Here is a 23,937-nt window from a genome sequence, read left to right as displayed (position 1 = left end):
CAGAATCGAAATCAGGACACTGTCTCCCCCTATTCTGTTGTACGTTTCTTGGGTTGGGGTTGGGCAAAATTTAATTATTGGGCAACCCTATTCTGGCGAAACCAGACAGTCTCAAAGGTTGAGCATCGGAGCCCGGCTAGTCGCTACCGGAGGCCTAGACCTTTATTTAAAGCTATGCGTCATAGCAACCGGTCAATAAAGAATATGGCATCCTCAAACTCAACCGATCGATCGCAACCTGCACCAGTTCGCGCACCCTGGATGGAGGGACATCCAGAAACCTTGCGACCTCGATCTCAGAAGAACGCAAAACGAGCTTGAGCATGAAAGCGAGTCGCGGCATATCCGGCAGATCCCCGAGAGAACTTGGCAGATACGCTGCATCTTCTTCACTCTCCTTGCGCCCCAGATTTAATCCCGCAATCGCCTGTGTAATCAGCTCCGCCTTGGCCTGCTTATAGGCAAGCAGAGGCATCGACGCCTCGAAAGGATTCATCTCGAGCTGAGCCAACGTACGCTGAATCGTCTCTTCCACGAGTTGGTGGTCGGCCACCAGGTACCAGGCCAAGGTCGCAAATTCGTCCAGATGTTCGAGAAAAAGCAGATACCACGCGGGATTTTTCCATGCAGTCTCCTGCGGCGCCGTTTGGGACGACGACCTGAGCGATACATCGAATCGAATTGACATCATCGTCCTCCTGGCGGCATTTCGCGGCCGCAATAGACTACGCCCTTCGCTTATGCGGCACGGCGTCTTGTTCGGGCTGCGCAAATCTCGCGGCCACAACCTTCGAACCGGGCACACTGAAGCGCTCGAACACATCGTTGGCAGTCTCTTGCAATCGGGTATTTGGACGATGCAGCTTGCGGGTTCCCTTCGCGATCAGCCGGCACAGTTGATAACGGTTCGATTCATTGACAAGTGCTTTGAAGACCAAATTAGAACGCATCGGTATTTTCTCCTGACAAGATTGAAATAGGCTCTCTGCTTTCGATCACCCTTGCTCATCAGTAGTGGGCGTCCCAACGTTTTCATCCTTCGTCATCGCTACAACAGACATCCAGCAGACGGTTATGACTGTGCCGGATAATAGTTGATCGATGGTTTTGCAAGTCTCAAAGCGAATATGGTGCAACCGGGATAAGTGCATTCAATCTGCAGGCTGCCACAGTACTCACGTGCTACATAATGTGCGATCGTGATGCCGAGGCCGATCCCGTCCTGTTTGCCGGATGTAACAAATGGTTGAGACATACTTTGCCGCACGCCGGCAGGAACGCCCGGACCATTGTCTTTCACGCGAATGCAAACGAAGGACTGATCCTCGTGAAGTGAGATCTCAACTTTCCCCGATTCACTTGTCCGTTGCGCCGCGAAACAGGCATTGAGCAGCAGATTGTAGACGGCACTGCCGACGATGGTTTTATTGAAGAGGGCGGAGATCGACGGAGACTCTTCAATGGTGATCCTTACTCCTGTCGCATGCGGATGGGGCCGAATGGCGGCCACGGTTCGCTCCATGAGATTGTTGAACGACTCCAGGACAACCTGCGAAGGGAGCTCGCTTTTAGCATGGAGAAGTATAAAATCGAGGGTTTTCGTTATATCTTCGATGGCCAGTCTAACTTCTTCAAAGAGCTGTTTACGGTCAGCTGCCAGAGTTGCCGGGTCATTCATGAATTCAGCATTGCAATAGACAGCTGCCAGATGATGTCGAATGTCGTGTGACAGCAATGACGCTATCAACGTTGCCAACGACTCACCGCATCCCACATTGAGACGACTTCGATGAAGTAGCATATCGCTTCTCTGCGATACTCCGGTAGAGGTGAGAGCTCTCTTTGTGTCGAGGCTAGTGTCGTCGACTGACATAAGCTGACCCATGGATCGACTCCTTTGGTTTGTCACGCAGGCAGGCGTCCAACCGCTGGACTACCGGCCTGCGAAAATTTAACAGAAGGCGCTCTTTTGCTCTTGATTCGCCTGAATACAAGCTCTACACGGCAAAAACTACGGCATTGAATTTCGATGTCGACAGCTTATTGAATGTTCCAAGATCTTCGTTTCTTCGTTACCCACTGTCCTATGTAGGCGAGCAAGGCACGATCTCGATTCCATTGCCCCGCAGATTGCTCGACGAACCTGATAGAACGGCGAAGTGAAGATAAGTTTCCATCAGTTCCCGCAGAGACGAAAGCCCCATTCGGATGGCATTCGTATAACCCTTTGGTATATCCACAGACCTTAGGGGAAGGACCAAGAGCCACCTTACTGCCGGTTGCTCACATATCGAGCGCGGCTCGAACTCTGTTGAGCAGGACCTGATCGTCGAACGGTTTCGCCAGGAACTCGGCTGCTCCCTCCCTCATGGCTTGCATCCGCACTCTCGCATCTCCGTGCGCGGTGATGAAAATGACCGGAGTGTCAGATTGAGCAGCCTTAAGCTTTGCCTGCAGTTCCAGGCCTGACATTCCCGGCATTCTGATATCAACTATCAGACACGCGGCTTCATGCTGCAGGCCGGATTCGAGGAATTCTTCCGCTGACCCAAAGCAAAGAGCCGGAAGCCCATCCGCTTCCATCAGGTCCTGGAGCGCGCTTAGGACTGATTCATCGTCATCTACAATTGCAACGAACTTAGTGCTCTGGTTGCTCGCCATTTCACCACCGTAACGCGACAATGGACAGAAAACAATCAGACCTTCGGACGGCGCAATAAGACTTTGGTCAAGGCGTGCCTTCGGCTATAGATTGAGTTTGGAATGCCGAAACGGAAGTGATGGGTATCAGCGGTGAGGTGAAATCTTGAGCCTGTCCGCCATTCTGACCAGGTCGGGCAAAGACTTAGCCTGCATCTTTTGCATCACGCGGCCACGGTGGATTTTTACTGTAGTTTCGCTGGCTCCGAGTTCCGCTGCAATCTGCTTGTTGAGCAAGCCGGAGACGACCAGATTCATGACCTCATCCTCGCGGGCACTCAGCGTGCCATAGCGCTTCTGCAGTTCCGCTAATTGCTTCTGCTTTTCGCGGATTCCCCGGTCGCACCTGAGTGCGCGATGAATCACATCGAGCAGGTCCTGCTCCCGGAAGGGCTTCGTGAGAAACTCGACAGCACCAGACTTCATGGCTTTCACGGTCATCGGAATGTCTGCGTAGCCGGTGATGAATATGATGGGAATTCTAATTCCTGCCCTGCTCAATTCCTGCTGAAGATCCAAACCGCTGGTGTCGGGGAGTCTTACGTCCAAAACCAGGCAGCTAGGGCCGTCTTGCCGCTCGCCCGACAAGAACCCTTGCGCCGTAGAAAAGGACTCTGCGTGCAGGCTCACCGACTCCACTAAATCGTGAATTGATTCACGCATGCCGGCATCATCGTCGATGATGAATACGGTGGGTACCTCTGCAACGCTCATGGCTGCAGCTCCGCAGGCAAGGTGAAATGAAAGGTCGCACCACGCTCCGCATTGGCGGTGGCCCACAAGCGGCCACCGTGTGCTTCAATGATGGAACGGCTAATTGCCAGGCCCATACCAGTGCCTTGAGGTTTCGTCGTATAAAAAGCCCTGAAAAGCTGGTCCAGCTTTTCGCAGGGAAGTCCAACGCCGGTATCGCTAACGGAGATCAGCAAAAGCCCGTCTTCAGTGCTCTGCGATCGGATCATAAGCTTGCCGGCCCTGCCCGTCATGGCCTCCATGCCATTCAGTAACAGGTTCAGTAATACCTGTTGCAGTTGCACTCGGTCGGCCATGATTTGCGGCAGTTGAGTGGCAAGCTCCGTGCGTAGAGAGATGGAGTGCTGGTCTGCCTCGTCACGCAGCAACGCAAGCATCTCCCCGGCGACCTCGTTTATATCGACCAACTCACGCTCCGGTGGAGCACCTGTCTTGTAGAACGCCCGCAGACGTTGAATGATTTCGGCAGCACGGCTTCCGTCATGCTCAATTCTTGTTGCCGCGGCGCGGGCTCTTTCCAGATCCGGGGGATTGTGCGCAAGCCATCGCGAGCAGGCATTGGCGCTTGTGATGGCAGCGGCGATGGGTTGATTGAGCTCATGGGCAAGGGAACTGGCCAGCTCACCAAGCATGGTCACCCGGTTCATGTGCGCGAGGTCTGTCTCCAGCTGGCGCAGTCTCTCGCGCTCCTCTTCCGCACGCTTGCGTTCCGTCACATCGATGGTCGTTCCGATCATTTCAACGAGCTCGCCGGACAGGCTCAAAACAGGATGTGCGACTGCGTGCAGGTGCTTGATGGTGCCATCGGTGAGAACGATCCTGTAGTCCCCCTCATAGTCCGTTTTCAGGCGTTCACTTTTTTCAAAAAGTTCCCGGATGCGCTGCTGGTCCTCCGGATGATTTCTGCCAAACCAAAATTCAGCGCTCGAAGTATCCTCATCGGGTTGGACTCCGAATATTCGGAGGATCTCAGGCGACACGATGACTGCCCCGGACGCAATATCGTGTCGCCAGCTGCCCATATGGCTCAGCCTTTGGGCTTCAAGAAGAGATTCTTCGCTGCGGCGCAGTTTCTCCTCCGCACGTTTGCGCTCCGTCACGTCCATGATCGTGCCCACAACTTCGGTGATTTCTCCCGACTCATCCACCACTGGGTGTGCGAGCGCGTGGAGGTGCTTTATCGTTTCGTCTGTCAGCACGATGCGAAAATCCGACTCGAAATCTTTCCATTCCTTCTTCAGGGACTCTATCTTCACTCTCCGCTCGATCTTCGCTCGATCTTCGGGGTGAGTCTTCTCGATGAGAAAGTCCCAGGTGGGCACCATCCTGGGATCGCAGTCGTAAATGCGAAAGATCTCCTGCGACCAGAAGTAAGCGCCGGTACGAACATTCCAAGCCCAACTTCCGGTGTGTGTCAGTCTCTGCGCTTCGGCCAAATAAGATTCACTCCGCTGTAGAGCTTCCTGTATCAGTTTTCGTTCAATCGCAACTCCTACCAGATGCGTAATCTGTTCGATGGTCTCCAGGTCGTGGGAGCTCGGGCTGCGCGGCTCACGATAATACATGGCGAACGTCCCGATTACTTTGCCTTGAGAAGAGAAGACAGGAGTGGACCAACAGGCGCGTAGAGAGTGTGGCAAAGCCGCCTCGCGGTAGTTCTCCCACAAGGGGTCGGTTGCGATGTCCACCACGATCACCTGTTCTCCGCGGTATGCGGCTGTCCCGCAGGAACCTGTAGATGGCCCAAACGTAAGTCCATCGATGGCATCCGTGTAGGTCCGTGGAAGGCTGGGCGCCCCGCCATGCCGTAAACGACCGCCGTCAACTAATAAGACCGACGCCAGAAAACCGCTGGCTTGTTCCTCTACGAAACGGCAGACGCCGTCCAGTATCTGATTAAGCGGGTCTCCTTTGGCCACCATCTCAAGAATCCGCTTCTCACCAGTAAGTAAGTCTTCGGCACGTTTCCGCGCGGTGATGTCAGTATTTATCCCGAACCATTTGACGATGTTGCCGGATTCATCGCGCAAGGGGTTAGCCCGAAACAGAAACCACCGATACTCTCCGTCGAAGCGGCGCAATCGCGCTTCGGCCTCTCCTACCTTACCGGTAGCCATAATGGATTGCCACGAACCAGCCAGGCCGCCAAGGTCGTCCGGATGAACCGCAACCGTCCAGCCCCAATCCTGTGCCTGTTCCGCGGACAAGCCCACAAAGTCAAGGTAGTGCTGGTTGAAGAAATCCGCCGTGCCGTCTGTACGGGCCGACCATGACAGTGCCGGGATCGTGTTGATGATCAGGTTAAGCTCGCGTTCGCTCGCCCGAAGGGCTTCATCGGCCCGCTTGTGATCTTCAATATCCGTGGCGATTCCGTACCATTTGAGGACCCCGCCGTGCTCATCGCGCAAGGGCATACCACGAACTAAAAACCAGCGATATTGTCCATCGGCAATCCGCCGCAAACGCACCTCATGCTCCAACGGCTGGCCCGTAGCCAGGGACTGACGCCACTTCTCTGTATGTCCGCTGGCGTCTTCGGGGTGAACTGTGCTCAGCCAACCTGCAGTTTGCTCCGCCGATAAACCCGTATATTCCGCCCATTGCCTGTTTACGAAGGCATTGGAGCCATCGGGCAGGGCACTCCACGCCATCGCCGGCATCGTTTCGATGACCTCACGAAGCCCCTCTTCACTCCGGCGGGCAGCGGCTTCTGCCCGCCGGGCGTTCAGAGCTTCTCTACGGACGCGGTCGGAAAGATAGCTGGTAGTGATCCCGATGAACAGGAATGCCGCGAGCGCAAAGATGTCGCGGGAATCACTGAGCTGAAAAAAAACACCGACTGGCGGGAGCAACCAACTAAACGCCAGGGCTGCCAGTAAGGAGACGAAGAGCGCGTAACGAAAGCCCCAGAAGTAAGAGACAGTCCACACGAGAAAGAGAAAAGCCAGGACAGCGGATAAGGTCCGGTCATGAAGGGGAACTGTATAGAGCACGGCCGTAAGCACGCCGACAGCCGCAATACATATCAGAAGCCGGAGAATCGGGTTCTCAACAGCCCTTGCGTGCATCATGTCAGAGGAGCGATCGCCCTGTGATCCCATAGATGCCTCAACGTTAGCGTGTCTGCCACCTGGGGTGTCCAGACGCAGTTTCATAATGGCTTCAAAATGCTAACTGCTGGACATGATAGCGCATTCCCGAAAGGGTTCTCTAATCGCCAGCAGCAACGTTCGCCACCCGCTTCGACAGAATACGAGCCACACCTGCCTATGGCTAGGGCCTGTCATCTAACTGCTGTCCAAGATGACGACTGAGTCTGCCGACTCCGTGCTGCTGTAGTTCTTCTACATCTTCTATGGGAATGTGTTGCTGATTGCATTGATAGTGAGTTGGGACTGGCGATGCGGGAGGCTCGTGTGGTCGTTTGTGGTGGGAGCGGCGAGGTTATTGGCAGTAGAGTGGGTTGCCACACTCCTGTACTTCTGGGGGCTCTTGGACGATGCAGATGTGCTCGCAGTTCGCGTTTTACTGCTCTCTGAGTTTTTAACAAGTCGATTGGGTGACCTTTTGAGGGGCTTCTCGTCCATTCTTCGATACCGAAGATCAAGAGCTCATCATGCCTTACACACTAGAGAGTTATCTGGCTGCCCGGAAGTCCAAGACCCGCTTTGGAACATCGACACGTGTAACGGTTCCGAACCGATTCAGAATCAAGCTCTTCTGCTGCGCATCACTTTTGGTCACAACAGCGCTTCCCCAGGCACTCGGACAGTCTACTAACGTCGCCGCGCAGCCGTATCTGGGTTGGAGCAGTTTCAGCTCGCAGACCCAATCGAGCGGCTTCCTGAACCAGACAAATATCGCAGCGCAATCAGACGCGCTGAGGTCTTCGGTCCTGGAAGAACACGGCTTCACCTATATCAATATCGACGACGGATGGCAGAAGGGTTACGACTCAAGTGGGAGACCCACTCCGAACTCCGCGTTATTTACGGACATCTCAGCGCTAATCTCGCACATTCACCAAAACGGGCAGAAGGCCGGCATCTACTGGCGGCCCGGTGTCGCCCAGGAAGTGGTGCAGGCCAATCCGCTGATTTCAGGGAGCACCCAGTACGTCAAAGACATCCTCGCTGTTCCGCACGCTCCAGGAAACGCATTTGCGGCGTCCGATGCGACAACGTCTCTTTCTAATCTCAAAATCGATTTCAGCCAATCAGGAGCACAACTCTATGTTGAGTCGATCGTGAACCTCTTCGCATCCTGGGGAGTGGATTACATACGGCTCGATGGCGTTGCGCCAGGCTCCGGCGTGCTGACAGTGGACAACCAGGAGGAGGTTCAGGCCTGGGCTCAGGCGATCAGCAAGTCAGGACGCCCCATGTGGCTTACCGTCTCAACGGGCGTCGAGCTGGGCGATTTCAGCACCTGGGGGAGCTATAGCAATGCCCGCCGCATTGGAGCTGCGATCGAATGCAAAGGCTCTTGCAGTACGCTTACCGACTGGGCCCTGACTTCAGAACGCTGGTTCGATCTGATCGGGTGGCAGAACTTCACCAGTGCGCAAACGGGATGGAACGATCTTGGACCGCTCGAAATAGGTGTTCCAGCTTCTGTCGGTTTGTCGGGCGTTGAGCAACAGTCCGCGATTACCCTGTGGGCCATGGCCAATGCGCCGATCTATGTTGGCGGCGATATCAGCGCTATCGACACGGATGGAACGAACCTTCTGACCAACGATGAGGTGATCGGCGTCGATCAGTCAGGGGAACCTGCTACGCAGCTGGCCGGTGGCCTCACGCCCGTATGGGTCAGCGCGCCGAGCAATGGAGTGTTCTATGTTGCGCTCTTCAATCTCAACGCTTTTCCAGCTGAAGTTACGGTGCGATGGAAAGATCTTGGCTTCCTGGACGCATTGAACGTCCGCGATGTGTGGAATCGCAAGGATCTCGGTCCATCCAAACAGAAATTTTCCAGCGTGATTCTCGGGCACGGTGCCCGGCTCTTACGGGTATCGAAATCCGGCGTCGTGGATCCCCAGAGTTCCCAGTCCTATCCGGCGTTCCTGGGGAAGACCCATGGAAAGACGGCCTTCATTCGCTGCCCCGGCGCATGCGCTTCCGGGCACGAGGTGGTAAAGCTCGGACTGGAAAAAGAAAACTACGTCGATATCGAGGGAGTTTCTGTAGAGAAGTCGGGAATCTACCGCATGAAAATTGACGCCGCAACCTATGGGCCAAGCGATCTCTTTTATCAACCGAACGGCGGCGCCGAAATTGCAGTGAAGGTCGGCGGCAGCAGCTTCGGCGTGCCCTCAAACACAATCGTTCCTGTGTTCCTGAAGAGCGGAGAGAACACGATCCGGTTCACGAATCCTACCGGCGTGGCTCCCTATCTTGACCTCATCACGATCGTCGGGAACGGAGACCTTTCTGACTCACACATCGGGGTCTACGATGCCGAGGTCGGAGTTCTTGAGGGTAACGCGACGCACACTCCCTGCGAATATTGTTCCGGGAATACGAAGGTCATCACGCTCGGCGGAAAGCCTGATAACGATGTTCTCTTCGACAATGTCGTGGTCCAGGCTGACGGCGTGTACATGATGGAGATTGATTTTGTGGCGCAAGGGACCCGGCCGCTTTGGATCAAAGTCAATCACGAAAAGCCCTTTCAGTTGAACCTCACAGGAGATAGCGATTCTCTCCCGGCCAGCATGGTCATTCCGGTCGCGTTGAAGCAAGGCAAGAACAGTATCACCGTAGGGGGCGGCAAAGAGGATGGTCCTGGAGTCGATAAGATTGTCATCGGGCCTTCCGAACCGGCCAATCACCTCGCCATGGGTCTTGTCTCTCGCAAAGGAACATCCGTTAGCCGTGTTTGGACGCTTGAGTTGGCGAATCTCGGTAACGAAGCGCTCCAGGCAGCGCAGGTGAATTCTTTCGCTTTCGTGCAAGTGAGCGGCCAGGGGTCTTGCCAGCCAGCGATTTTGACGGGCTTCCCAATCGCTGTCGGGGATATTCCTGCTCAATCCTTCAAGACATTTGAGCTTGCCATGGATTTCTCCGGATGCTCTTCCGACGCGCGATTCAACACGAGTACCTCCTATTCGGCCGACCGTGGAGCTGTTGCTGCCGGTGTTGTCGACGTATCGCTTGAGCCGTAATGCCGGACGAAGTGGGCGAGACTGGACTACTTTTTTGCAGCCGAGTCGGTCCCCGCATGATTGGCTTTGCGCGAGTCGCGCGCAAAGCGGACAGAACCGAAATCAGCCGGCCCGGTCGTTGTTCAGCGTCAAATCGTAGGGAGCAAGCAAGAGCGTTCGTCCGCTCCTGCTTGCTCGTAGACTGGAGCGATTTACAGATTCGGGTGCAGATCGCTTACAGGGCTAACCTGCTCGAGAAGGGAAGCGATGTAAAGAATTGTCGACTCGGCTTGCCAGCTACCAACGATTTGTACTCCGATCGGCATTCCTTCCTTGCTTGTGCCGAACCGCATAGAAACGGCGGGCAGGCCGGTAACATTTAAGTGCGATGTGATATTCATGATGCCCATGGCGCCAATCGTCTGGCCATTGATCAGCAACTCTGCCTGGTCATGCTTGAAGGATGGGGTTGGCAGTACCGGCGTGAGCAGTACGTCGTACTTCTGGAAGTACTCGGCATAGCCATCCTTCAGCCGCTCCGCTCCCTGCACTGCATCGATGTAATCCGCTGCAGGCGTATCGGGCAGCCCGAGCATGAACCTGGCCATATAGGAGATCTCATCTTCGCTGCGGCCAGCCGTAGTCTTCACGAATCCGGGCTTCATCTCCAGCACGTGCAGACGGCTGAAGACATCAAGCCCAAAGTCGCGCTCAAGGGCAGGGATGCGCACGGACTCGACGATGTGGCCGAGGCCTTTGAGAGCTTCCGCGGCGGCTTCTACTGTCGAGGCAGTCTCGCGGTCGATCGGTCCAAAGCCGGGTTCTACCAGCCAGCCCACACGAAGCGGACGTTTGTTGGAACTACCTATGCCGGCATCAAAGGGGATGGCGCTGCTGGAGTAGCCGTCCTGGCCGTCAGGTCCGGCAAGCTGCGAAAAGGCCAGCGACAGATCGCGGATGCTCCGTGCCATCGGGCCCACATGCCAGAAACGGCGCGGTTCACGCGGCCAGATACCCGTCATGGGCACACGTCCGTGCGTTGCTTTGAGCGACACAATGCCCGTGTGGGCCGCCGGACCACGAAGGGAGATACCAAGGTCCGTACCCAGGCCCAGCGGAGACATGCCCGCCGCGATCGCTGCCGACTCGCCACCACTTGAGCCACCCGGTGTCATCTCCAGGTTCCAGGGATTCTTCGTCCGACCGGTGAGCAGGTTGTCGCTTTCAATCCAGTACGAGAATTCAGGAAGGTTGGTCTTCGCAAGCAGAATTGCCCCTGCTTTCTTCATGCGCACAACGCTGGTCGCATCGGTCTCGGGCGTGCGTCCTTTGAAGATCGGCGATCCACGTTGGGTCAGTACGTTCGCGGTGTCGATCGAATCCTTCACCGTGAAGGGCACACCGTGCAGGGGGCCCAGTTCATCTCCGCGTAGTACGGCCGCTTCTGCTTCTTTGGCGGATTCCAAGGCCCCATCGGCAATCGTGACGATGGCATTCACCTTGGGGTTGACGGCCTCAATGCGATCAAGGTGCGTCTTCATGACTTCGACCGGGGAGATCTCGCGTGTGCGGATCAGTTCGGCCAGCTTCGTTGCATCGGAATAAATCAGTTCTGTGCTCATGGTTGCCTCTCTACCTGCCAGCAGGCAGGTTGTATGATTGAGATTCTACCTGCCACATGGTAGATTCAAAAAAGTAGAGAGACTTTTTGCCGCGCAAGGGTTCGGAGGTTGTGATGAGCACAAATGCCCGCGAAGATATCCTGTCTGCTGCGAAGCTTGTTGCCCAGGCTCACGGCTATGCCGGTTTGAACTTTCGTGATCTGGCTCAACAGGTTGGAATCAAAGCAGCGAGTGTTTACTATCATTTTCCGGGCAAGGCTGAACTGGCCACGGCGGTTGCGAAGCGTTACTGGGAAGACTCGGCGGCCTACCTTGAATCCCTGTTGCAGAGTTCATCCGGGCCGCTGGAAGCGTTGCGCCGCTACCCTGAAACCTTTCGCTGGGCGCTGGAGAACGACAATCGTATCTGCCTTTGCAGCTTTATGTCCGCGCAGTTCGACGATCTGCCTGACTTAGTAAAGACGGAAGTTCAAGTTTTTGCTGATGTCAATATCGCCTGGCTGAAGAAGGTGCTGATTGCGGCTAAAGTTGCCAGCCCCAAGGAGGCCGAGAAGCGAGCACGTGCTATCTACTCTGGAATCGTGGGCGCACAACTCATGGCAAGGAGCCGGGCAGATATCGCTCTCTACGATAGCCTGATCGAAAGCTACCGCACAGCAGGATTGCTTCCTGCGTAAGGCTAATTCTCGATGAAATGTGCTGGTCGGGTATCGAGAGCTCGCGGCAGGTAGCCTGAAGGGGATTGCCTCCGTTACCCCCATCTTCGTGACGCTAAAGAGTCACGGAATGCGCTTCGCGCTGTGCAACAGACCATCCTTCTTTATGAACTAATGGCTTCCCACACTAGCGCCCGCATCGATTAGCAGTTCCTTTGACTTGCGGTAATCGTCTTTATTCAGCGCATTACATCTTGAATACTCCGCGGTCATCCATTTAGGATCCCTCTCCTTTACGATTGGACGTCCGCAATTCGCTGCATTCAGATAGTCCAAGGCGGTTCTCCCCGCTGCATCCTTTTTAAAAGTAGAAGCACCAGCTTTTAGCAAAGTCTTGATTTCGTCCGGCTCCCCGCGCTGGACCAGCAGCATAAGCGTGGTCATTCCAACATCGTTGACCACATTCACGTCCGCCCTTGCATCCAGAAGTTCCTCATCCGCCATGCCCGTGACAGCCGAAGCCATGAGAGCTGTTTCGCCCCGCCTGGACCGCGCATTCACGTTCGCCCCTGCCTTCAGCATCTCGCTCACTACCGATTCGCCATAGGAACTAGCGGCATACATCAGAGGTGTCCAGCCGCTTGCGTCGACATCCGTCAGCTTATCTCCCGCCGCCAATGCGGCCTGAACACCCGCCTTGTCTCCGCGTTGCGCCGCATCCATAAGCTTCGTCTTGCCTGGTTTGGGCAAATACTCGTAGGTGATTTCTATGATGCTCTCGCGACTCGGGTCGCCATGTCGCCACTGGTGCGTATTGGCGGCTGCGTCGACAGCGAGTTCAACCTCCCTAAAGATAGGAGGTGCGACATCGCCATATTCGCCTACGTTCTTTTCTCGTCCACCGATGCGCACCTTGAACGAACTCCCATCTCCATCCATCAGTCCCGCCTGGTTGTAGCGGCCACACAAACTCCAAACAGACTGAGTGCGAAACTGCTCTAAAAGTGACTTCGCTTGATCCGGGGGAATGTGCCCTCTCTGTGAAGTTTTCCCCTGTTCCCAGGCAACCGAGCCGTCGACGTCAACTCTTACAACTTCGTTCCAGCGATCTACCTCCACAAAATCTCCGCTCATCACTGCCGATGGAAGCGCGCGCTCAACGGCGGACGGACACTCCGAGCGCTCAAGCCCCGTTGTGAAGACCGAAAGTACCCGAATGCCACCTATCCCATCCAGTTCTACTTTCGTGATTGGCTGGCTGTTGTCGTATCTATCGTCAGACGGATGAAGCTGGAAGTGAAATGTGACCTTGTGAACCTGCCCGGCAGGCTTCGCCATTGTTGCAAAGTGCCAGGCCTTCACGTTTTCAACGGCGATACCCTGCAACATCGGAGGACCTGAGACCGTCCGCACATCTGCAGTCCTACCGTCCAGTGTCTGCTGGAAGCTCACAACCACGTCACCCTGAACGCGAGCGACTCTGGCAATTGGAGGATATTTCAGTTCAGGCATGAAATCGGGAATCGCTGTCTGTGCCTGACAGACACTGAAGGTTAGCGCGAACAAAGACAGAGAAAACCGTGCCCAAAGATTCGCCATCTGCTGAACTCCGTTCTGACATGTGTGCCGACGATCCCGGATTCATCCTCACCCGCGATACTGGCTCGGTCATGATCTTACTCATTTAATTTCCAAGGATAGCGTTTTCGAAAGCGCCTACCGCTTGAAGGGGTAGGTCTCTACAAGTCGACTTATCGTAGGCAATTGATCTAACCAACAGAAGAGCGTTAATGAGATGGTCCGCCGCTTGATCCTTCCGTGTCGCTGGGGATGGTAGAGGCAGCTTCTAACAAGGGGGATCATTGCTATGCAGATACATTTTCAAGAGGGAGATGGGGTATTCGCCGCGTCAGTATGGCCACGCCCGCATGTCTGCTTCGGCCACACTCCTCAACAACTCGCGCAGCAGTTGATCAATTCAGCATCCGCCAAAAAGCCTCGAAACCCTCTTTGCTGTGCTTCTTTGCGTTGGCCGGATCCTGCGTCATGAAGTCCATGGTCGCCTCCGCCACCGAGTTCATGAGCGCGACCAGGAAAACCATCGACACTTTTTGCATAGGTCCGTGGGCGCGAGCGCGCTCCACCAGATCGGCGACGTGGGCCATCATCTTGTGTCCCGCTGCGCGGGTTACCGGAGTGATCTCGTCGGATACGGTGAGCTGTGCGAGCGCTCGCCGCTTCTCCGGGTTGGAGATTGCCCAGTTCATCCACTTCTTCCACAGGTGAAAGAACTGCTCACGAACTTCGACATCCACCGGAAGATTCATCGCGCCAGTTGCCATTTCCATTTTCAGCTCAAGAAAGAGCTGGTTGAAGAGATCCGTCTTGGTCTCGAAGTAGGTAAAGAGAGAGCCATTCGCCACGCCGGCTTCTTTTGCGATGACCATGGTCGGGGCGCTCAGGCCCTGCTTCACGATGACACGCGTCGCGGCCTCTAAAATCGCAATTCGCTTCTCGTCGCTCCTCGGCCTTGGCATGTTTTCACCCTACATGTACGCGTCTAGACAGTCAACAATTATGAGTGAATGTATTTCATTATCTATATGAATATCTGTTTGTAGTTGACTGTCTAGACGTTTATGTATAGGATCTCAACAGTAGCACAGCCCGCTGTTGCCGCTAGCATCAGCAACCTATTCAGTTCCAGAGAGGGATTGATCCAATGAGAACAGTTGTTATGACAGGTGGAACTGCCGGTTTCGGTGCAGTTGCCGCGAAGAGAATCTCCGACACTCCGAACACGAAACTGATCCTGGGGGCGCGCGACAACAAGAATCCTTCGATCGAGGCCCTGCCATTGGATCTGGCGAGCTTTTCGAGTGTTCGGTCTTTCGTTCAATCGCTTACGAAGAAGTTGGCCGGGACGAAGATCGACATCCTCATCCTGAATGCCGGAGCGCAGTTCGGAAGCACCAGGCAAAGGACAGGGGATGGCTTCGAATCGACATTCGCGATCAATCACCTCGCGCATTATCTTCTGCTCAGGCTTCTGACGCCTGGTCTTGCGAAGAACGCCACCATCGTTATCACTACGAGCGACGTCCACGATCCCAAGATGGTTCCATTCGGACCCAAGGAACTCGATGCCGAGGCGCTGGCTCATCCTAAAGATAAGAACAAAGGCTTCGGCCCGGGAATCAGGGCTTACGCAGGTTCGAAGCTCTGCAACCTCCTCACTGCGCGTGCATTCGAGGCTTCTTCCGATGCGCAGATCCATGGCATGCGGGTCATTGCCTACAATCCCGGACTGACTCCCGGCACGTCGCTGTTTCGCGCGTGGCCCTGGTGGGCAAAGTTGATGATGGGGGTGGCTTCTAAACTTCGTCCCGTGAATACGGTCGAGCAGGCAGGAGATGCGATTGCCGATCTGGGACTCGGAACGATTGTGCCGCCGTCCGGTCGCATCTACGCGTCCCTGGTGAAGGGCAAGCTGACGTGGCCCGATCCTTCGGATCTGGCGCAAAGCGATACGGCAATGAGCGGGCTCTGGCTGGAAAGCGCCCAGATGGTCGGTGTGCGATGAAGATCGAGATCCGGGAGATGGCGACGGCCGACGATGCAACGGCGTTCCGGACGCTGAACGAGGAGTGGATTACGAAGATTTTTTCGCTTGAGGCGAAGGACGTCGAGATCCTCGGCAACCCACAACAGATGATCGTCGACAAAGGGGGGCGAGTCTTTGTGGTGTCGGCTGAGGGTGAGGCGGTGGGATGCGTCGCGTTGATCCCGATGGAAGGAGGTGTCTATGAGCTTTCGAAGATGGCGATATCGCCAAAGCTGCGCGGGATGGGAATCGGTCGGAGACTGATCGAGCACGCCATTGCGCAGGCTCGGGAACTCGGAGCGAAGTCGCTGTTTTTAGGCAGCAGTACCAAGCTGCCTCATGCAGTGCATCTGTACGAGACAGTCGGGTTCCAGCATGTACCTCCGGAGCGTCTGCCACCGAATCCCTATGTGCGCGCAAACGTCTTTATGGAGATGGCACTGTAAAGGCGAGCTTAAAAGTCGCTGCTTGCAAGCAACTAACTGACGTTACGCACCTCCATATTATGCGGTCTTCAATGGTCCGGCGGCCTTGTACGTATTAATGACGATGCCTGAGGGCAAAGCTTTCGAGCTGATGAGTTCGAAGGAGCGTGCCGGGGTCCCCTCCGCAAAGAAGCGCTTTCCCGTGCCGAGCAGGACCGGATAGACGAACAGCAGGACCTCATCCGCAAGCCCATGTTCGAGTAGCGTCGATGTCAGCGTGGAGCTGCCCCAGAGGACAAGGTCCGGGCCGTCCTGCGACTTGATGCGGCGAACTCCCTCGACGAGGTCCGGTCCAAGGCCCTCGAACGGGCCCCATTCGAGACTCTCCGGACGGTGGGTAGCGATATATTTTGTTGCCGCATTGAGGGCGTCCGCCATGGGACTGCTCGGCGCCTTTGGCCAGAAGCCGGACAAGATATCGTAGGCGCGACGGCCCAGCAGCACATCGAAGCTCCCGCCACACGCGGCGAAGAGTGCATCCCGGCCAGCGGGGGTCCGATAGGGCGCGTTCCAGTCGACGTAGGGGAAATTGTCGTCATCGGCGGTGTGCTGGATCACGCCGTCCAGCGAGATGTGTTCGAAGATTTTGAGCTTTCTCATTTGAGTCTCCTGGTTCTGAGATTGGAGTTTCTATTCTGTGGGCATTGCGAGGAACTCACGCACCTCGACCGATGCGCGGCAGGCGACGACGGCTTTGCGTCCCCACGCCACGGCCTCATCCATGTTGGCTGCGTCGAGTATCCAAAAGCCGCCAATGTGTTCCTTGGCCTCAAGGTAGGGGCCATCGGTGAGGAGCGCCTCTCCGCCAGGCTGCTTGCGCAGTGATTTCGCGTGGGGCGCCGATTGCAGGCCGCCGGCGAAGAACCTGGCACCGGCAGCCGCCATCTCTTCGTTGAGTACATCGATATCGAGGATCATCGCTTCGTCCTCTGTGGATGGGTCATAGTTGTCGGGGTGGTGAATAGCAACCAGATATTGCGGCATATCGTCTCCTGGAATGGTCTTCAGCCGGGCTTGTTTCCCGCCTTCACTATAACGACGAACGGCGAGACCGGAATTCGACAAATGATCCAGAGAATTTTAGCTCTTATATTTGAGGGCGGTGTTGCACTCCTCGCCCGCCTGCAGCCGCTGTAGCGTTTTACCCACATGCCCCGGTTGCCCTGTTGCTGGCCTCCATCATCGCTTCATCAACAGAAGCGTGTTTCTCGAGACGGATCACCTCGTGGAGGCATCCTGTAGAGTACTTTCTCAGGAGAGCAATTTGAGAGGCTGCCTACTCGCACTTATCTTAGCTGCGGCAATCCGAGCGGCCAGCTGTCAATCACCGGAAGCTACGCAGGAAGATCGAACGAAACACGAGGTTCTGGCCGTGGAGGTTGAACCTTCCGTCCGGCTTGAAGTCCTGGATTGGGGCGGAAAAGGAAGCCCAGTCATCCTGATCCCGGGACTCGGTATGACAGCTCACTCGTTCGATGCGTTCGCAGTAAAGCTCTCCTCCGCACACCACGTGTACGGCATTACGCCTCGTGGCATTGGAAATTCCAGCACTCCTGCACCCACAGCGACAAACTACACGGCAGCTCGACTTGGAGCAGATGTGGTGGCTGTGATGGCCTATCTCAAGATTCCCAAGGCTGTGTTGATCGGGCACTCTTTCGGCGGAGAAGAATTGAGCGCCGTTGGCACGGCGCATCCCGAAATGGTCTCTGGGCTCATCTATCTTGATGCAGCGTATGGCTATGCGTTCTACGATCCGCGGGTCGGCAACCTTGAAATCGACGTGCGCGATGTTCGTGACGAACTTGCGACGATCGATCCGGGAAAGTTGCCTCTTGATAAGCGAGACCAGTTGCGCGAGCTATTGAGCCAGCTACCCCGTCTTACGAAAGACCTCGAATCGCTGCTGAAGCAAATGAATGACAATCCGCCTCCCTCTGATGATCCGTCCAAACTGCCACCACCCCAACTGGCCGCGATGCTTACTGGACAGCAGAAGTTCACAAAGATGACCGTGCCTGTTCTTGCGATCTTTGCCTATCGACACCAGTTGCCGGGAGAGGGCATGCTTCAGGATGAACAACAGCGTAAGGCTGCCGGTAGAGACGCAGTGTTTACAGAGGAACATGCCGAAGCGCTGAAAGCAGTTGTTCCATCGGCCCACATCGCGCGTATGCCTAATGCGGACCACTTCGTCTTCAATTCGAACGAATCAGAAGTACTGCGAGAGGTGGACGAGTTCATCGACGGCCTTCCGCGATAGTCTTTAGACGGCTGAAGCCGTGCCCTTAACGAAGCGAAGGTTCGGCGCATTTTCGCAGGGCTTTAGCGTTGGGGGAGGCGACGGCGCATCGGTAGTTAGGCTTGGGGATTCTTGCTGCGTCGAACAAAAGGCCCGGGCCTAAAGGCGATTGCCTCCCTTACCCTCCGTCTCCGTGACGCTGAAGCGTCACGGAACGCGCTTTGCGCTATGAGGGCAATATTCCTTGTGCTTGCATCCCTATCATCCGGTGCCTGATAAGGATGCTTCGACGACTAACGACTCAGGACTTTAGGGCTTTGCTTTCTCTATCTCTACGCCGAAGACGTAGGTTGGACCGAACATGTTGGAGCGGAAGATGATCATCTTGCCGTCCGGCGTAAAGCTTACGTTGGGTTCGAGGGCGTAGTTGTGCTTCGACATGTTGACCAGGCGCTCGGCGTGGAGCACGCCGGGTTGCACGAAGTCCTTGCTCTGCAGGCCTGTGTTCTTCAGGAGCTCCGGATGGAAGAGATAGATCCATTCGCCGTCATGAGCTTTCGCTACCTGGCCGGGATCGCCGCCGTCGCCGGCGAAGAGTTCGCCATCCTTGTAGACGTTGAAGTGGATCGACCATTCGTTGCGGTCCATGTGGTACCAGCGGCGCTCGCCGTTGGTCAGATTCAGAGAGGCGAGGAAGAAGTCCTGGCCCTTGGGGGTCTGCAGGTCGTAGTAGACAGTTTCGCCGTTTTGTCCCCAGAACTCGTGGCCCGCAATCTCCATGGCCATGTGGCGCTGGTGCATGAGCTGGTTGTGGGTGCCGTCCGTGCGGATGGTCCAGATGCGGTCGACGGCTTGCCATGGGCCTTCGTGGCAGTACATGAGGACGCTGGGGTCGCTGGGAGAGAAGAGCAGATGGTTGACCCAGTCGGTGCTGTGCAGCAGGGGAGTGATCTTGCCGTTGCCGGTGAGATCAAGCGTGTAGAGCACGAGTGGGATGCGCGCGGCGAGGCGGCGCTCCATCATCTCGCCTTTGTTCGCAGCCTGTTCCAGTGGGCTGGTCTGGGGGCTGACACCAGTGGTGGATTTGCCATCGTTATGTCCGAACTGCTCGTTCGGACGGTCGACCTCGTCATAGGTTCCTGCCGCAAGAGTCTCGTCGGCGTTCACGGTTGAGATGTTGCCGTGCGGGGGAATTTTAGCGAGGAGCTTCGTCTCGCCGGTATCGACGTTGGTTTTGTAGATCGCGTTTTCTTCGGGCTTGATATAGAAGATGCTCGGCGTCTTGTGTCCCACGATGATGGTGTGCAGCATGCCCTTCACTACGGAGCGGGTCTTGTGCGTCGTGAGGTCCAGCACATGGATGCCGTCCGGCGCGGTGTAGACCATCTCGTGGCCGTCCGGCGTGTACCCGTTCACGTTGAAGTAGAAACTTGCGGAGCCGGGTTCGTCGGTCAGACGAATCACGCGGTGTCCGGTGTCTTGATCGATCCAGGTCTTGGGCGGGTTGGCGCGTTCCTCTGCCGTCGGCATCTTGTCGGCAGCTCGTGTGTCGGGATGCGCTTGGGCGAAGGCGATCGAGGAACACAGCATCGTGGCGGCGAACGAAAATCGGTAGAACGAACGGAAGTGCATGCAGACTCCTATAGCGATAGGCGGCGAAAAGCGGTTACAGAAAAAGAGGCCTCGGGCACAAGATACGTACCCGAGGCTTGAGGAGGCACCACAGCGTTAGAAGTTGATGTGACCCGCGAACTGGAAGTCGCGGGAGTTAGCCATTGCTCCCGTGATGACACCGAAGGAGTTTCCGGCGGCGGAGCCCGGAGGACCCCACGTAGACGAAGGATTCGACAGGGTAGCGTGGTTGGCGACGTTGAGACAATCCACTTCGGCTACGAACTGCAGGCGGTTCCATATGCCGAAGGTGCGGCGCAGGCTTACGTCGTCCTTCCAGAAATAAGGGTTCCGCAGACCGTAAGGCGCTGTGCGCGGCGCATTGCCGATCTTGTTGTAGTTCGTGCTGAGATTGGAGCTATAGGTTGTCGGAGCGCTGAAGGCGGCCGGGTTGATGTATTGAGTATTGAACTTGCGGTAGCCCTTCTGGAGGCGAGGGTTGCCGGTAAAGTTCGGGTTGAGATCTACTTCACAGGTACCGGCAGTCGACGTTGTTGAACCGGAAGTCGGCGCGCTGCAACCGCCATACGAAACCACAAAGGGAGTTCCGCTGGTGAACTGGTAGATCGTGGATAGCTGCCAACCGCTGGTAAGTGCGCGGACGATGAAGTGATCTCCACCCATGTGCCCCTTGCCGAACGGCAATTCCCACAGCCCATACGCCGAGATGTTGTGAGTCATATCGGTGATCGTGGGGGAGCGCTCGATGCGGTTCATGTGGTATGCGCTGGTCGTTCCTGAAACAGAGCCCGAGGGCAGGTCGAAGCCTGAGCGGAAGGTGCCGTCGTCACCGATATTGCGTGACCACGTGTAGTTGAAGGTATAGGAGATTCCGTGCGACGCACGCTGTGCGAGTGACGCCTGTAGCGAGTTGTAGCTGATGTTCGCCACGTTCTGTCCCCAGGTATCGGAGAGACCGTTGTATTGAGGGAAGGCAACCAGAGTCTGGGCAATCGTGGCCTGGGCGCCTGCTGAGGAGATCGCGGTATACGGAAGCTTATAGCCTTGTAAGGATCTTTGGGCGATAGCGACGTTCGCAGGCGTAGCCTTAGCGCCGAGCAGAGGGTTCTTGCCGGTTGAATCGGCTACTGCAGCCAGCGCCACCATGTACTTCGGATCAAGCTCGTTGGTCCAATAGCCGCGAGGGTTTGCGCCGCCCGCTAAGAGGAAGTGGCTTTGAGTGCCTGCATAGTTCAGGGTGAACGTGAGATTGCTGTTCAGGGCCTGCTGGATACCGGCATTGAAGAGGGCGAACTCGGGTGCGCGACCGGAAAGATACGGGTCGGCAAAGCCCGGCCCGCTGCCGGTCGAACCGGTTGAGCCGTAGAAGCTGGTCAGCAGAGTTTGTGCTGCCGCATTCTGCTGTGGCAATGCTGGCAGCGTATATCCGGGACCGCCGTACTGCGTGTTGGCCAAGCCCAGACCCTTGAAAACATCGCTGTTGTTCAAGTAGTACGAGGGACCCGGAGCGCCGTTCGAAGTAGCTGTGATTTCAGTAGGCGTGGTAGCGGTGGTATTGAAACCCGTCTGACCGGTACCGGTGCCTGCACCGCCGCGGCCACCGACCCCGCCCCCAATCGAGTACACCATCCCATAACCCGCTCGGATGACGGTCGTCGGACTTACGGAGTACGCCAAGCCAATGCGAGGTCCCAAGTTCTTCCACCACGTCTGCACCGGTGTCCGGCAGTTGCAGCTCACGCCCGGTCCGCCATGATTGCCGGCAAACTGGAGTTCGCCCATGTTTCCGGTGATGGCGTTCTGGAGGTTCGGATTCAGGAAGCTCCACCGATCCTGTACCTCGTGGAAGGGAGGAAAGTAATCCCAACGTAGACCGATATTCAGGGTCAGATTCGGCGTTACTTTCCAAACATCCGCAGCGTAAGGAGAGGTGTCGTGATAGCGACCGCCAGTCTCCGATACTGCCTGAAGGCCGATATTGGATTGGCTTGCCGCGCCCAGCAGGTAGCTGGCATAGGAGAAGCCGCTTCCTTGAGGGATAGTAGCATTCGTAGCATTTGGGGAGACGATTCCACCTACAATCGCGGCCGTCGAATTCGCCGAGAAGCCGAGCTGGTAAACGCTGGAGGGTCCGAGTTGCGCGGCAACGTTATCTTCAAGCCATTGCGATGTGAATCCCAGCGTGAGACTGTGCTTGCCCTTGGTCAGGATGAAGTTATCCAGCAGTGTGAACGTATTGGGGATCGTCGTCTGGGTCGCTCCGCTGGCTCCATTCGAGGTCCACGTTGCAAGTTGTGAGGAGTTTGCGGTGGTAGTCGCGAAGCTTACCTCAGGAAACTCCGTGGAGGCCTGGCCGTCCGGCAGACCTGTGATGCCCAGATCCGCCGCGGCACGATAGGGAGCGACGCCATCAGTCAGGTTGGTGATCGGCTGCCCGAAGCGGTTGAAGGCGAACTTCAACTGGTTGGTCATGCTGTTGGAGATCTGCCACGCATGTTCGATGTCCGTGACGACAGGCGTAATGGTCGCGAAACCACCTGCGGTGTAGGGCAGCGGAAGCACAACGCCGGCTACGGTCGGCACTGCGTTCGAGCCGACGGTGAAGGGGACGTTCTTGCGAACGCCATAGGCGATGACGTAGGAAAGACGCTGCTTCGAGGTGAGATCGAAGTCGGCTCTTCCGGCGATCTCCCAGTTGTCGTAACCGCTGGGCACGCCGCCAAAGAAGTTGTTCACGGTATTAGTGTTGGCGTAGTTCGTGGGCAGATAGCTCTGCATCTGGATGGCCAGCGGCGACTGCTCCGCCAGGGGAATGGTTTTGTTGGGGAACTGGGAGCGGCAAATTTGCTGAGTAGAGCCGGGAATGGCTGCGCAGGTTCCGTCCGTGGTGGGGTCGTAGATCGGGACCTTGAGTTCGCTGAAGTTACCCTGCCGCATGAGTGCCGTTGGGATCGTGAGGAAGTTAGGATTGATGCCGTTGCGGCCGTGATATTTATCGTAGGTCACATAGAAGAAGCCATGCTTCTTCATGAAGGGAATGGGACCACCGCCGGAGGCGACATATTCTGATTGGTGCTCGTCGGGCTTGGGTGAGGGGATGGTCTGGCCGGCTGCATTAACTGCGGTTGCGTCCTTCGAGGCAAAGCTCCAGGTGTCGAACATGCGCGCACGAACGTAAGTGGCCGCCGAGCCGTGATATTGGTTGGAGCCGGACTTCAGCGAGAAGTTGATGATGCCGGCGCCCTGGTACTCGGCATCGGGTGTGCTGGTAACCACCTGAAACTGGTCGATGGATTCAACGGGAAGCGCGTTCGCGACGACACGGTTGTCGCCCTGCTGATTGATCGTCGTTACGGGGATACCGTCGACATAGACCGCAGCGAGATAGTTGCCGGTTCCGCCGATGATGGGAGCGCGAGCGCCGCTTTGGACTCCGGGCACGAGGACGGCGAAGGCCGTCGGATCACGCTGCTGTCCGCTCATCTGGAGGGGCAGGTTGGCGTAGGTCTTGTTTTCCATCACGGCGCCAAGAACGGCATTCGTTGTTTCCAGCGCGGGGGGAGCGTCGGTGACCGTGACCTCGGTCGATTCCGAACCGACGGACAATGTAAGGTTCAAGCCGGTGAGCTTGAGCGCGTCTACGGCGAGATTTTTCTGCGTGGCTTCCTGGAAGCCCTTGGCCTTGACAGACACGGTATAGACACCCGGAAGGATGGGGGAGATCGTATAGAGTCCGTCGCTGGAGGCTACGCGCGACGTTGCAACTCCTGTGCCCACGTTGGTCGCGGTGACAACGGCTCCCGGAACGGCGGCGCCAGTCGGATCGACGACCGTGCCCTGAATGCCGCCTTCACCGCCTGTCTGCGCTTGCAATGTTGCTGAGCCGAAGAGGACCAGGCTGAAGATGCATGCGAAGAGGAACAAAATATCTTTCGCTCGCGAACAAGGGGTTTTACTGAAACGCTTGTTGGGCGTGCTTACGTTGAGTGAAGACATGGTTCCTCCGAACGGGGTTACGTGCAAATGGTTCTCAGCCACAAAACCTTACGTGCCGCCAACAAGAGATGTCAATAGAAAAATTGTTCCCGTATAAAGATA

At 56.3% G+C, this 23,937-nt stretch carries 18 protein-coding genes; 5 read left to right on the top strand and 13 right to left on the bottom strand.

What is annotated here, in order from left to right; translation table 11 throughout:
• Positions 1–172 precede the first annotated feature (172 nt).
• The 6 genes from HDF15_RS03190 to HDF15_RS03165 form a co-directional block, all read right to left on the bottom strand.
• On the bottom strand, positions 173–691 hold the full coding sequence (locus HDF15_RS03190) for a hypothetical protein (protein ID WP_260330788.1): 519 nt from the start codon (positions 689–691) through the stop codon (positions 173–175).
• A gap of 34 nt (positions 692–725) precedes the next feature.
• Positions 726–950, bottom strand: coding sequence for a hypothetical protein (locus tag HDF15_RS03185; protein ID WP_184252809.1), 225 nt, complete (start codon positions 948–950; stop codon positions 726–728).
• 122 nt (positions 951–1,072) lie between these two features.
• On the bottom strand, positions 1,073–1,756 hold the full coding sequence (locus tag HDF15_RS03180) for a sensor histidine kinase KdpD (RefSeq protein WP_184252808.1): 684 nt from the start codon (positions 1,754–1,756) through the stop codon (positions 1,073–1,075).
• 527 nt (positions 1,757–2,283) lie between these two features.
• Entirely contained in the window at positions 2,284–2,661 is a 378-nt protein-coding gene (locus HDF15_RS03175) for a response regulator transcription factor (protein WP_184252807.1), read from the bottom strand.
• 126 nt (positions 2,662–2,787) lie between these two features.
• Positions 2,788–3,414, bottom strand: a complete 627-nt coding sequence (locus HDF15_RS03170) for a response regulator transcription factor (protein WP_184252806.1) — start codon at positions 3,412–3,414, stop codon at positions 2,788–2,790.
• Entirely contained in the window at positions 3,411–6,554 is a 3,144-nt protein-coding gene (locus HDF15_RS03165) for a PAS domain-containing protein (RefSeq protein ID WP_184252805.1), read from the bottom strand. The genes HDF15_RS03170 and HDF15_RS03165 overlap by 4 nt, the downstream gene beginning before the upstream one ends.
• 515 nt (positions 6,555–7,069) lie before the next feature.
• On the opposite strand from HDF15_RS03165, the gene HDF15_RS03160 reads away from it, so the two are divergent.
• Entirely contained in the window at positions 7,070–9,619 is a 2,550-nt protein-coding gene (locus tag HDF15_RS03160) for an alpha-galactosidase (RefSeq protein WP_184252804.1), read from the top strand.
• 191 nt (positions 9,620–9,810) lie between these two features.
• Here the strand turns inward: HDF15_RS03160 and HDF15_RS03155 are convergent, their stop codons facing one another.
• The gene (locus tag HDF15_RS03155) at positions 9,811–11,220 is read right to left on the bottom strand and encodes an amidase (RefSeq protein ID WP_184252803.1); all 1,410 of its coding nucleotides are present in this window, start codon (positions 11,218–11,220) and stop codon (positions 9,811–9,813) included.
• A gap of 113 nt (positions 11,221–11,333) precedes the next feature.
• Between HDF15_RS03155 and HDF15_RS03150 the strand changes: the two genes are divergently transcribed.
• Positions 11,334–11,897 (top strand): TetR/AcrR family transcriptional regulator, encoded by a 564-nt coding sequence (locus HDF15_RS03150; protein ID WP_184252802.1) that lies wholly within the window; start codon positions 11,334–11,336, stop codon positions 11,895–11,897.
• Between the two features lie 150 nt (positions 11,898–12,047).
• Here the strand turns inward: HDF15_RS03150 and HDF15_RS03145 are convergent, their stop codons facing one another.
• Positions 12,048–13,475 (bottom strand): TonB family protein, encoded by a 1,428-nt coding sequence (locus HDF15_RS03145; RefSeq protein WP_184252801.1) that lies wholly within the window; start codon positions 13,473–13,475, stop codon positions 12,048–12,050.
• 374 nt (positions 13,476–13,849) lie between these two features.
• Positions 13,850–14,413 carry a TetR/AcrR family transcriptional regulator gene (locus HDF15_RS03140; protein ID WP_184252800.1) on the bottom strand — a complete coding sequence of 188 codons (564 nt, stop codon included), beginning with the start codon at positions 14,411–14,413 and terminating at the stop codon, positions 13,850–13,852.
• A 185-nt stretch (positions 14,414–14,598) separates the two neighbouring features.
• Here HDF15_RS03140 and HDF15_RS03135 point away from each other — a divergent pair, with 185 nt between their 5' ends.
• Together HDF15_RS03135 and HDF15_RS03130 are read left to right on the top strand one after the other, a co-directional pair.
• The gene (locus tag HDF15_RS03135; protein ID WP_184252799.1) at positions 14,599–15,459 is read left to right on the top strand and encodes an SDR family NAD(P)-dependent oxidoreductase; all 861 of its coding nucleotides are present in this window, start codon (positions 14,599–14,601) and stop codon (positions 15,457–15,459) included.
• Positions 15,456–15,926, top strand: a complete 471-nt coding sequence (locus HDF15_RS03130) for a GNAT family N-acetyltransferase (RefSeq protein ID WP_184252798.1) — start codon at positions 15,456–15,458, stop codon at positions 15,924–15,926. The genes HDF15_RS03135 and HDF15_RS03130 overlap by 4 nt, the downstream gene beginning before the upstream one ends.
• 57 nt (positions 15,927–15,983) lie before the next feature.
• Here HDF15_RS03130 and HDF15_RS03125 read toward each other — a convergent pair whose 3' ends face one another.
• A complete protein-coding gene (locus HDF15_RS03125) occupies positions 15,984–16,565 on the bottom strand; it encodes a dihydrofolate reductase family protein (RefSeq protein WP_184252797.1) in 582 nt (193 codons plus the stop codon).
• Between the two features lie 30 nt (positions 16,566–16,595).
• Complete coding sequence (locus HDF15_RS03120; protein WP_184252796.1) at positions 16,596–16,949, bottom strand: YciI family protein; 354 nt, start codon at positions 16,947–16,949, stop codon at positions 16,596–16,598.
• Positions 16,950–17,337: 388 nt separating this feature from the next.
• Between HDF15_RS03120 and HDF15_RS03115 the strand changes: the two genes are divergently transcribed.
• Entirely contained in the window at positions 17,338–18,228 is an 891-nt protein-coding gene (locus tag HDF15_RS03115) for an alpha/beta fold hydrolase (protein WP_184252795.1), read from the top strand.
• 288 nt (positions 18,229–18,516) lie between these two features.
• Here HDF15_RS03115 and HDF15_RS03110 read toward each other — a convergent pair whose 3' ends face one another.
• The gene (locus HDF15_RS03110) at positions 18,517–19,839 is read right to left on the bottom strand and encodes an oligogalacturonate lyase family protein (RefSeq protein WP_184252794.1); all 1,323 of its coding nucleotides are present in this window, start codon (positions 19,837–19,839) and stop codon (positions 18,517–18,519) included.
• Positions 19,840–19,935: 96 nt separating this feature from the next.
• Positions 19,936–23,835: a carboxypeptidase-like regulatory domain-containing protein gene (locus HDF15_RS03105; protein WP_184252793.1), complete on the bottom strand. Its 3,900-nt coding sequence runs from the start codon at positions 23,833–23,835 to the stop codon at positions 19,936–19,938.
• Between the last annotated feature and the right edge of the window lie 102 nt (positions 23,836–23,937).

This window comes from Granulicella mallensis, assembly GCF_014203225.1.
GTDB lineage: Bacteria > Acidobacteriota > Terriglobia > Terriglobales > Acidobacteriaceae > Granulicella > Granulicella mallensis_A.
The sequence above is the reverse complement of the archived record's forward strand: the minus strand, read 5'-3'. Positions and strand labels throughout refer to the sequence as shown.

Excerpts from the sequence above, each read along its gene's own strand:
- HDF15_RS03135 (WP_184252799.1), top strand. The coding sequence starts at position 14,599 with ATGAGAACAGTTGTTATGACAGGTGGAACTGCCGGTTTCGGTGCAGTT.
- HDF15_RS03165 (WP_184252805.1), bottom strand. The coding sequence starts at position 6,554 with ATGGGATCACAGGGCGATCGCTCCTCTGACATGATGCACGCAAGGGCT.
- HDF15_RS03105 (WP_184252793.1), bottom strand. The coding sequence starts at position 23,835 with ATGTCTTCACTCAACGTAAGCACGCCCAACAAGCGTTTCAGTAAAACC.
- HDF15_RS03155 (WP_184252803.1), bottom strand. The coding sequence starts at position 11,220 with ATGAGCACAGAACTGATTTATTCCGATGCAACGAAGCTGGCCGAACTG.
- HDF15_RS03150 (WP_184252802.1), top strand. The coding sequence starts at position 11,334 with ATGAGCACAAATGCCCGCGAAGATATCCTGTCTGCTGCGAAGCTTGTT.
- HDF15_RS03190 (WP_260330788.1), bottom strand. The coding sequence starts at position 691 with ATGATGTCAATTCGATTCGATGTATCGCTCAGGTCGTCGTCCCAAACG.
- HDF15_RS03110 (WP_184252794.1), bottom strand. The coding sequence starts at position 19,839 with ATGCACTTCCGTTCGTTCTACCGATTTTCGTTCGCCGCCACGATGCTG.
- HDF15_RS03140 (WP_184252800.1), bottom strand. The coding sequence starts at position 14,413 with ATGCCAAGGCCGAGGAGCGACGAGAAGCGAATTGCGATTTTAGAGGCC.
- HDF15_RS03185 (WP_184252809.1), bottom strand. The coding sequence starts at position 950 with ATGCGTTCTAATTTGGTCTTCAAAGCACTTGTCAATGAATCGAACCGT.
- HDF15_RS03145 (WP_184252801.1), bottom strand. The coding sequence starts at position 13,475 with ATGGCGAATCTTTGGGCACGGTTTTCTCTGTCTTTGTTCGCGCTAACC.
- HDF15_RS03170 (WP_184252806.1), bottom strand. The coding sequence starts at position 3,414 with ATGAGCGTTGCAGAGGTACCCACCGTATTCATCATCGACGATGATGCC.
- HDF15_RS03130 (WP_184252798.1), top strand. The coding sequence starts at position 15,456 with ATGAAGATCGAGATCCGGGAGATGGCGACGGCCGACGATGCAACGGCG.
- HDF15_RS03175 (WP_184252807.1), bottom strand. The coding sequence starts at position 2,661 with ATGGCGAGCAACCAGAGCACTAAGTTCGTTGCAATTGTAGATGACGAT.
- HDF15_RS03120 (WP_184252796.1), bottom strand. The coding sequence starts at position 16,949 with ATGCCGCAATATCTGGTTGCTATTCACCACCCCGACAACTATGACCCA.
- HDF15_RS03125 (WP_184252797.1), bottom strand. The coding sequence starts at position 16,565 with ATGAGAAAGCTCAAAATCTTCGAACACATCTCGCTGGACGGCGTGATC.
- HDF15_RS03160 (WP_184252804.1), top strand. The coding sequence starts at position 7,070 with ATGCCTTACACACTAGAGAGTTATCTGGCTGCCCGGAAGTCCAAGACC.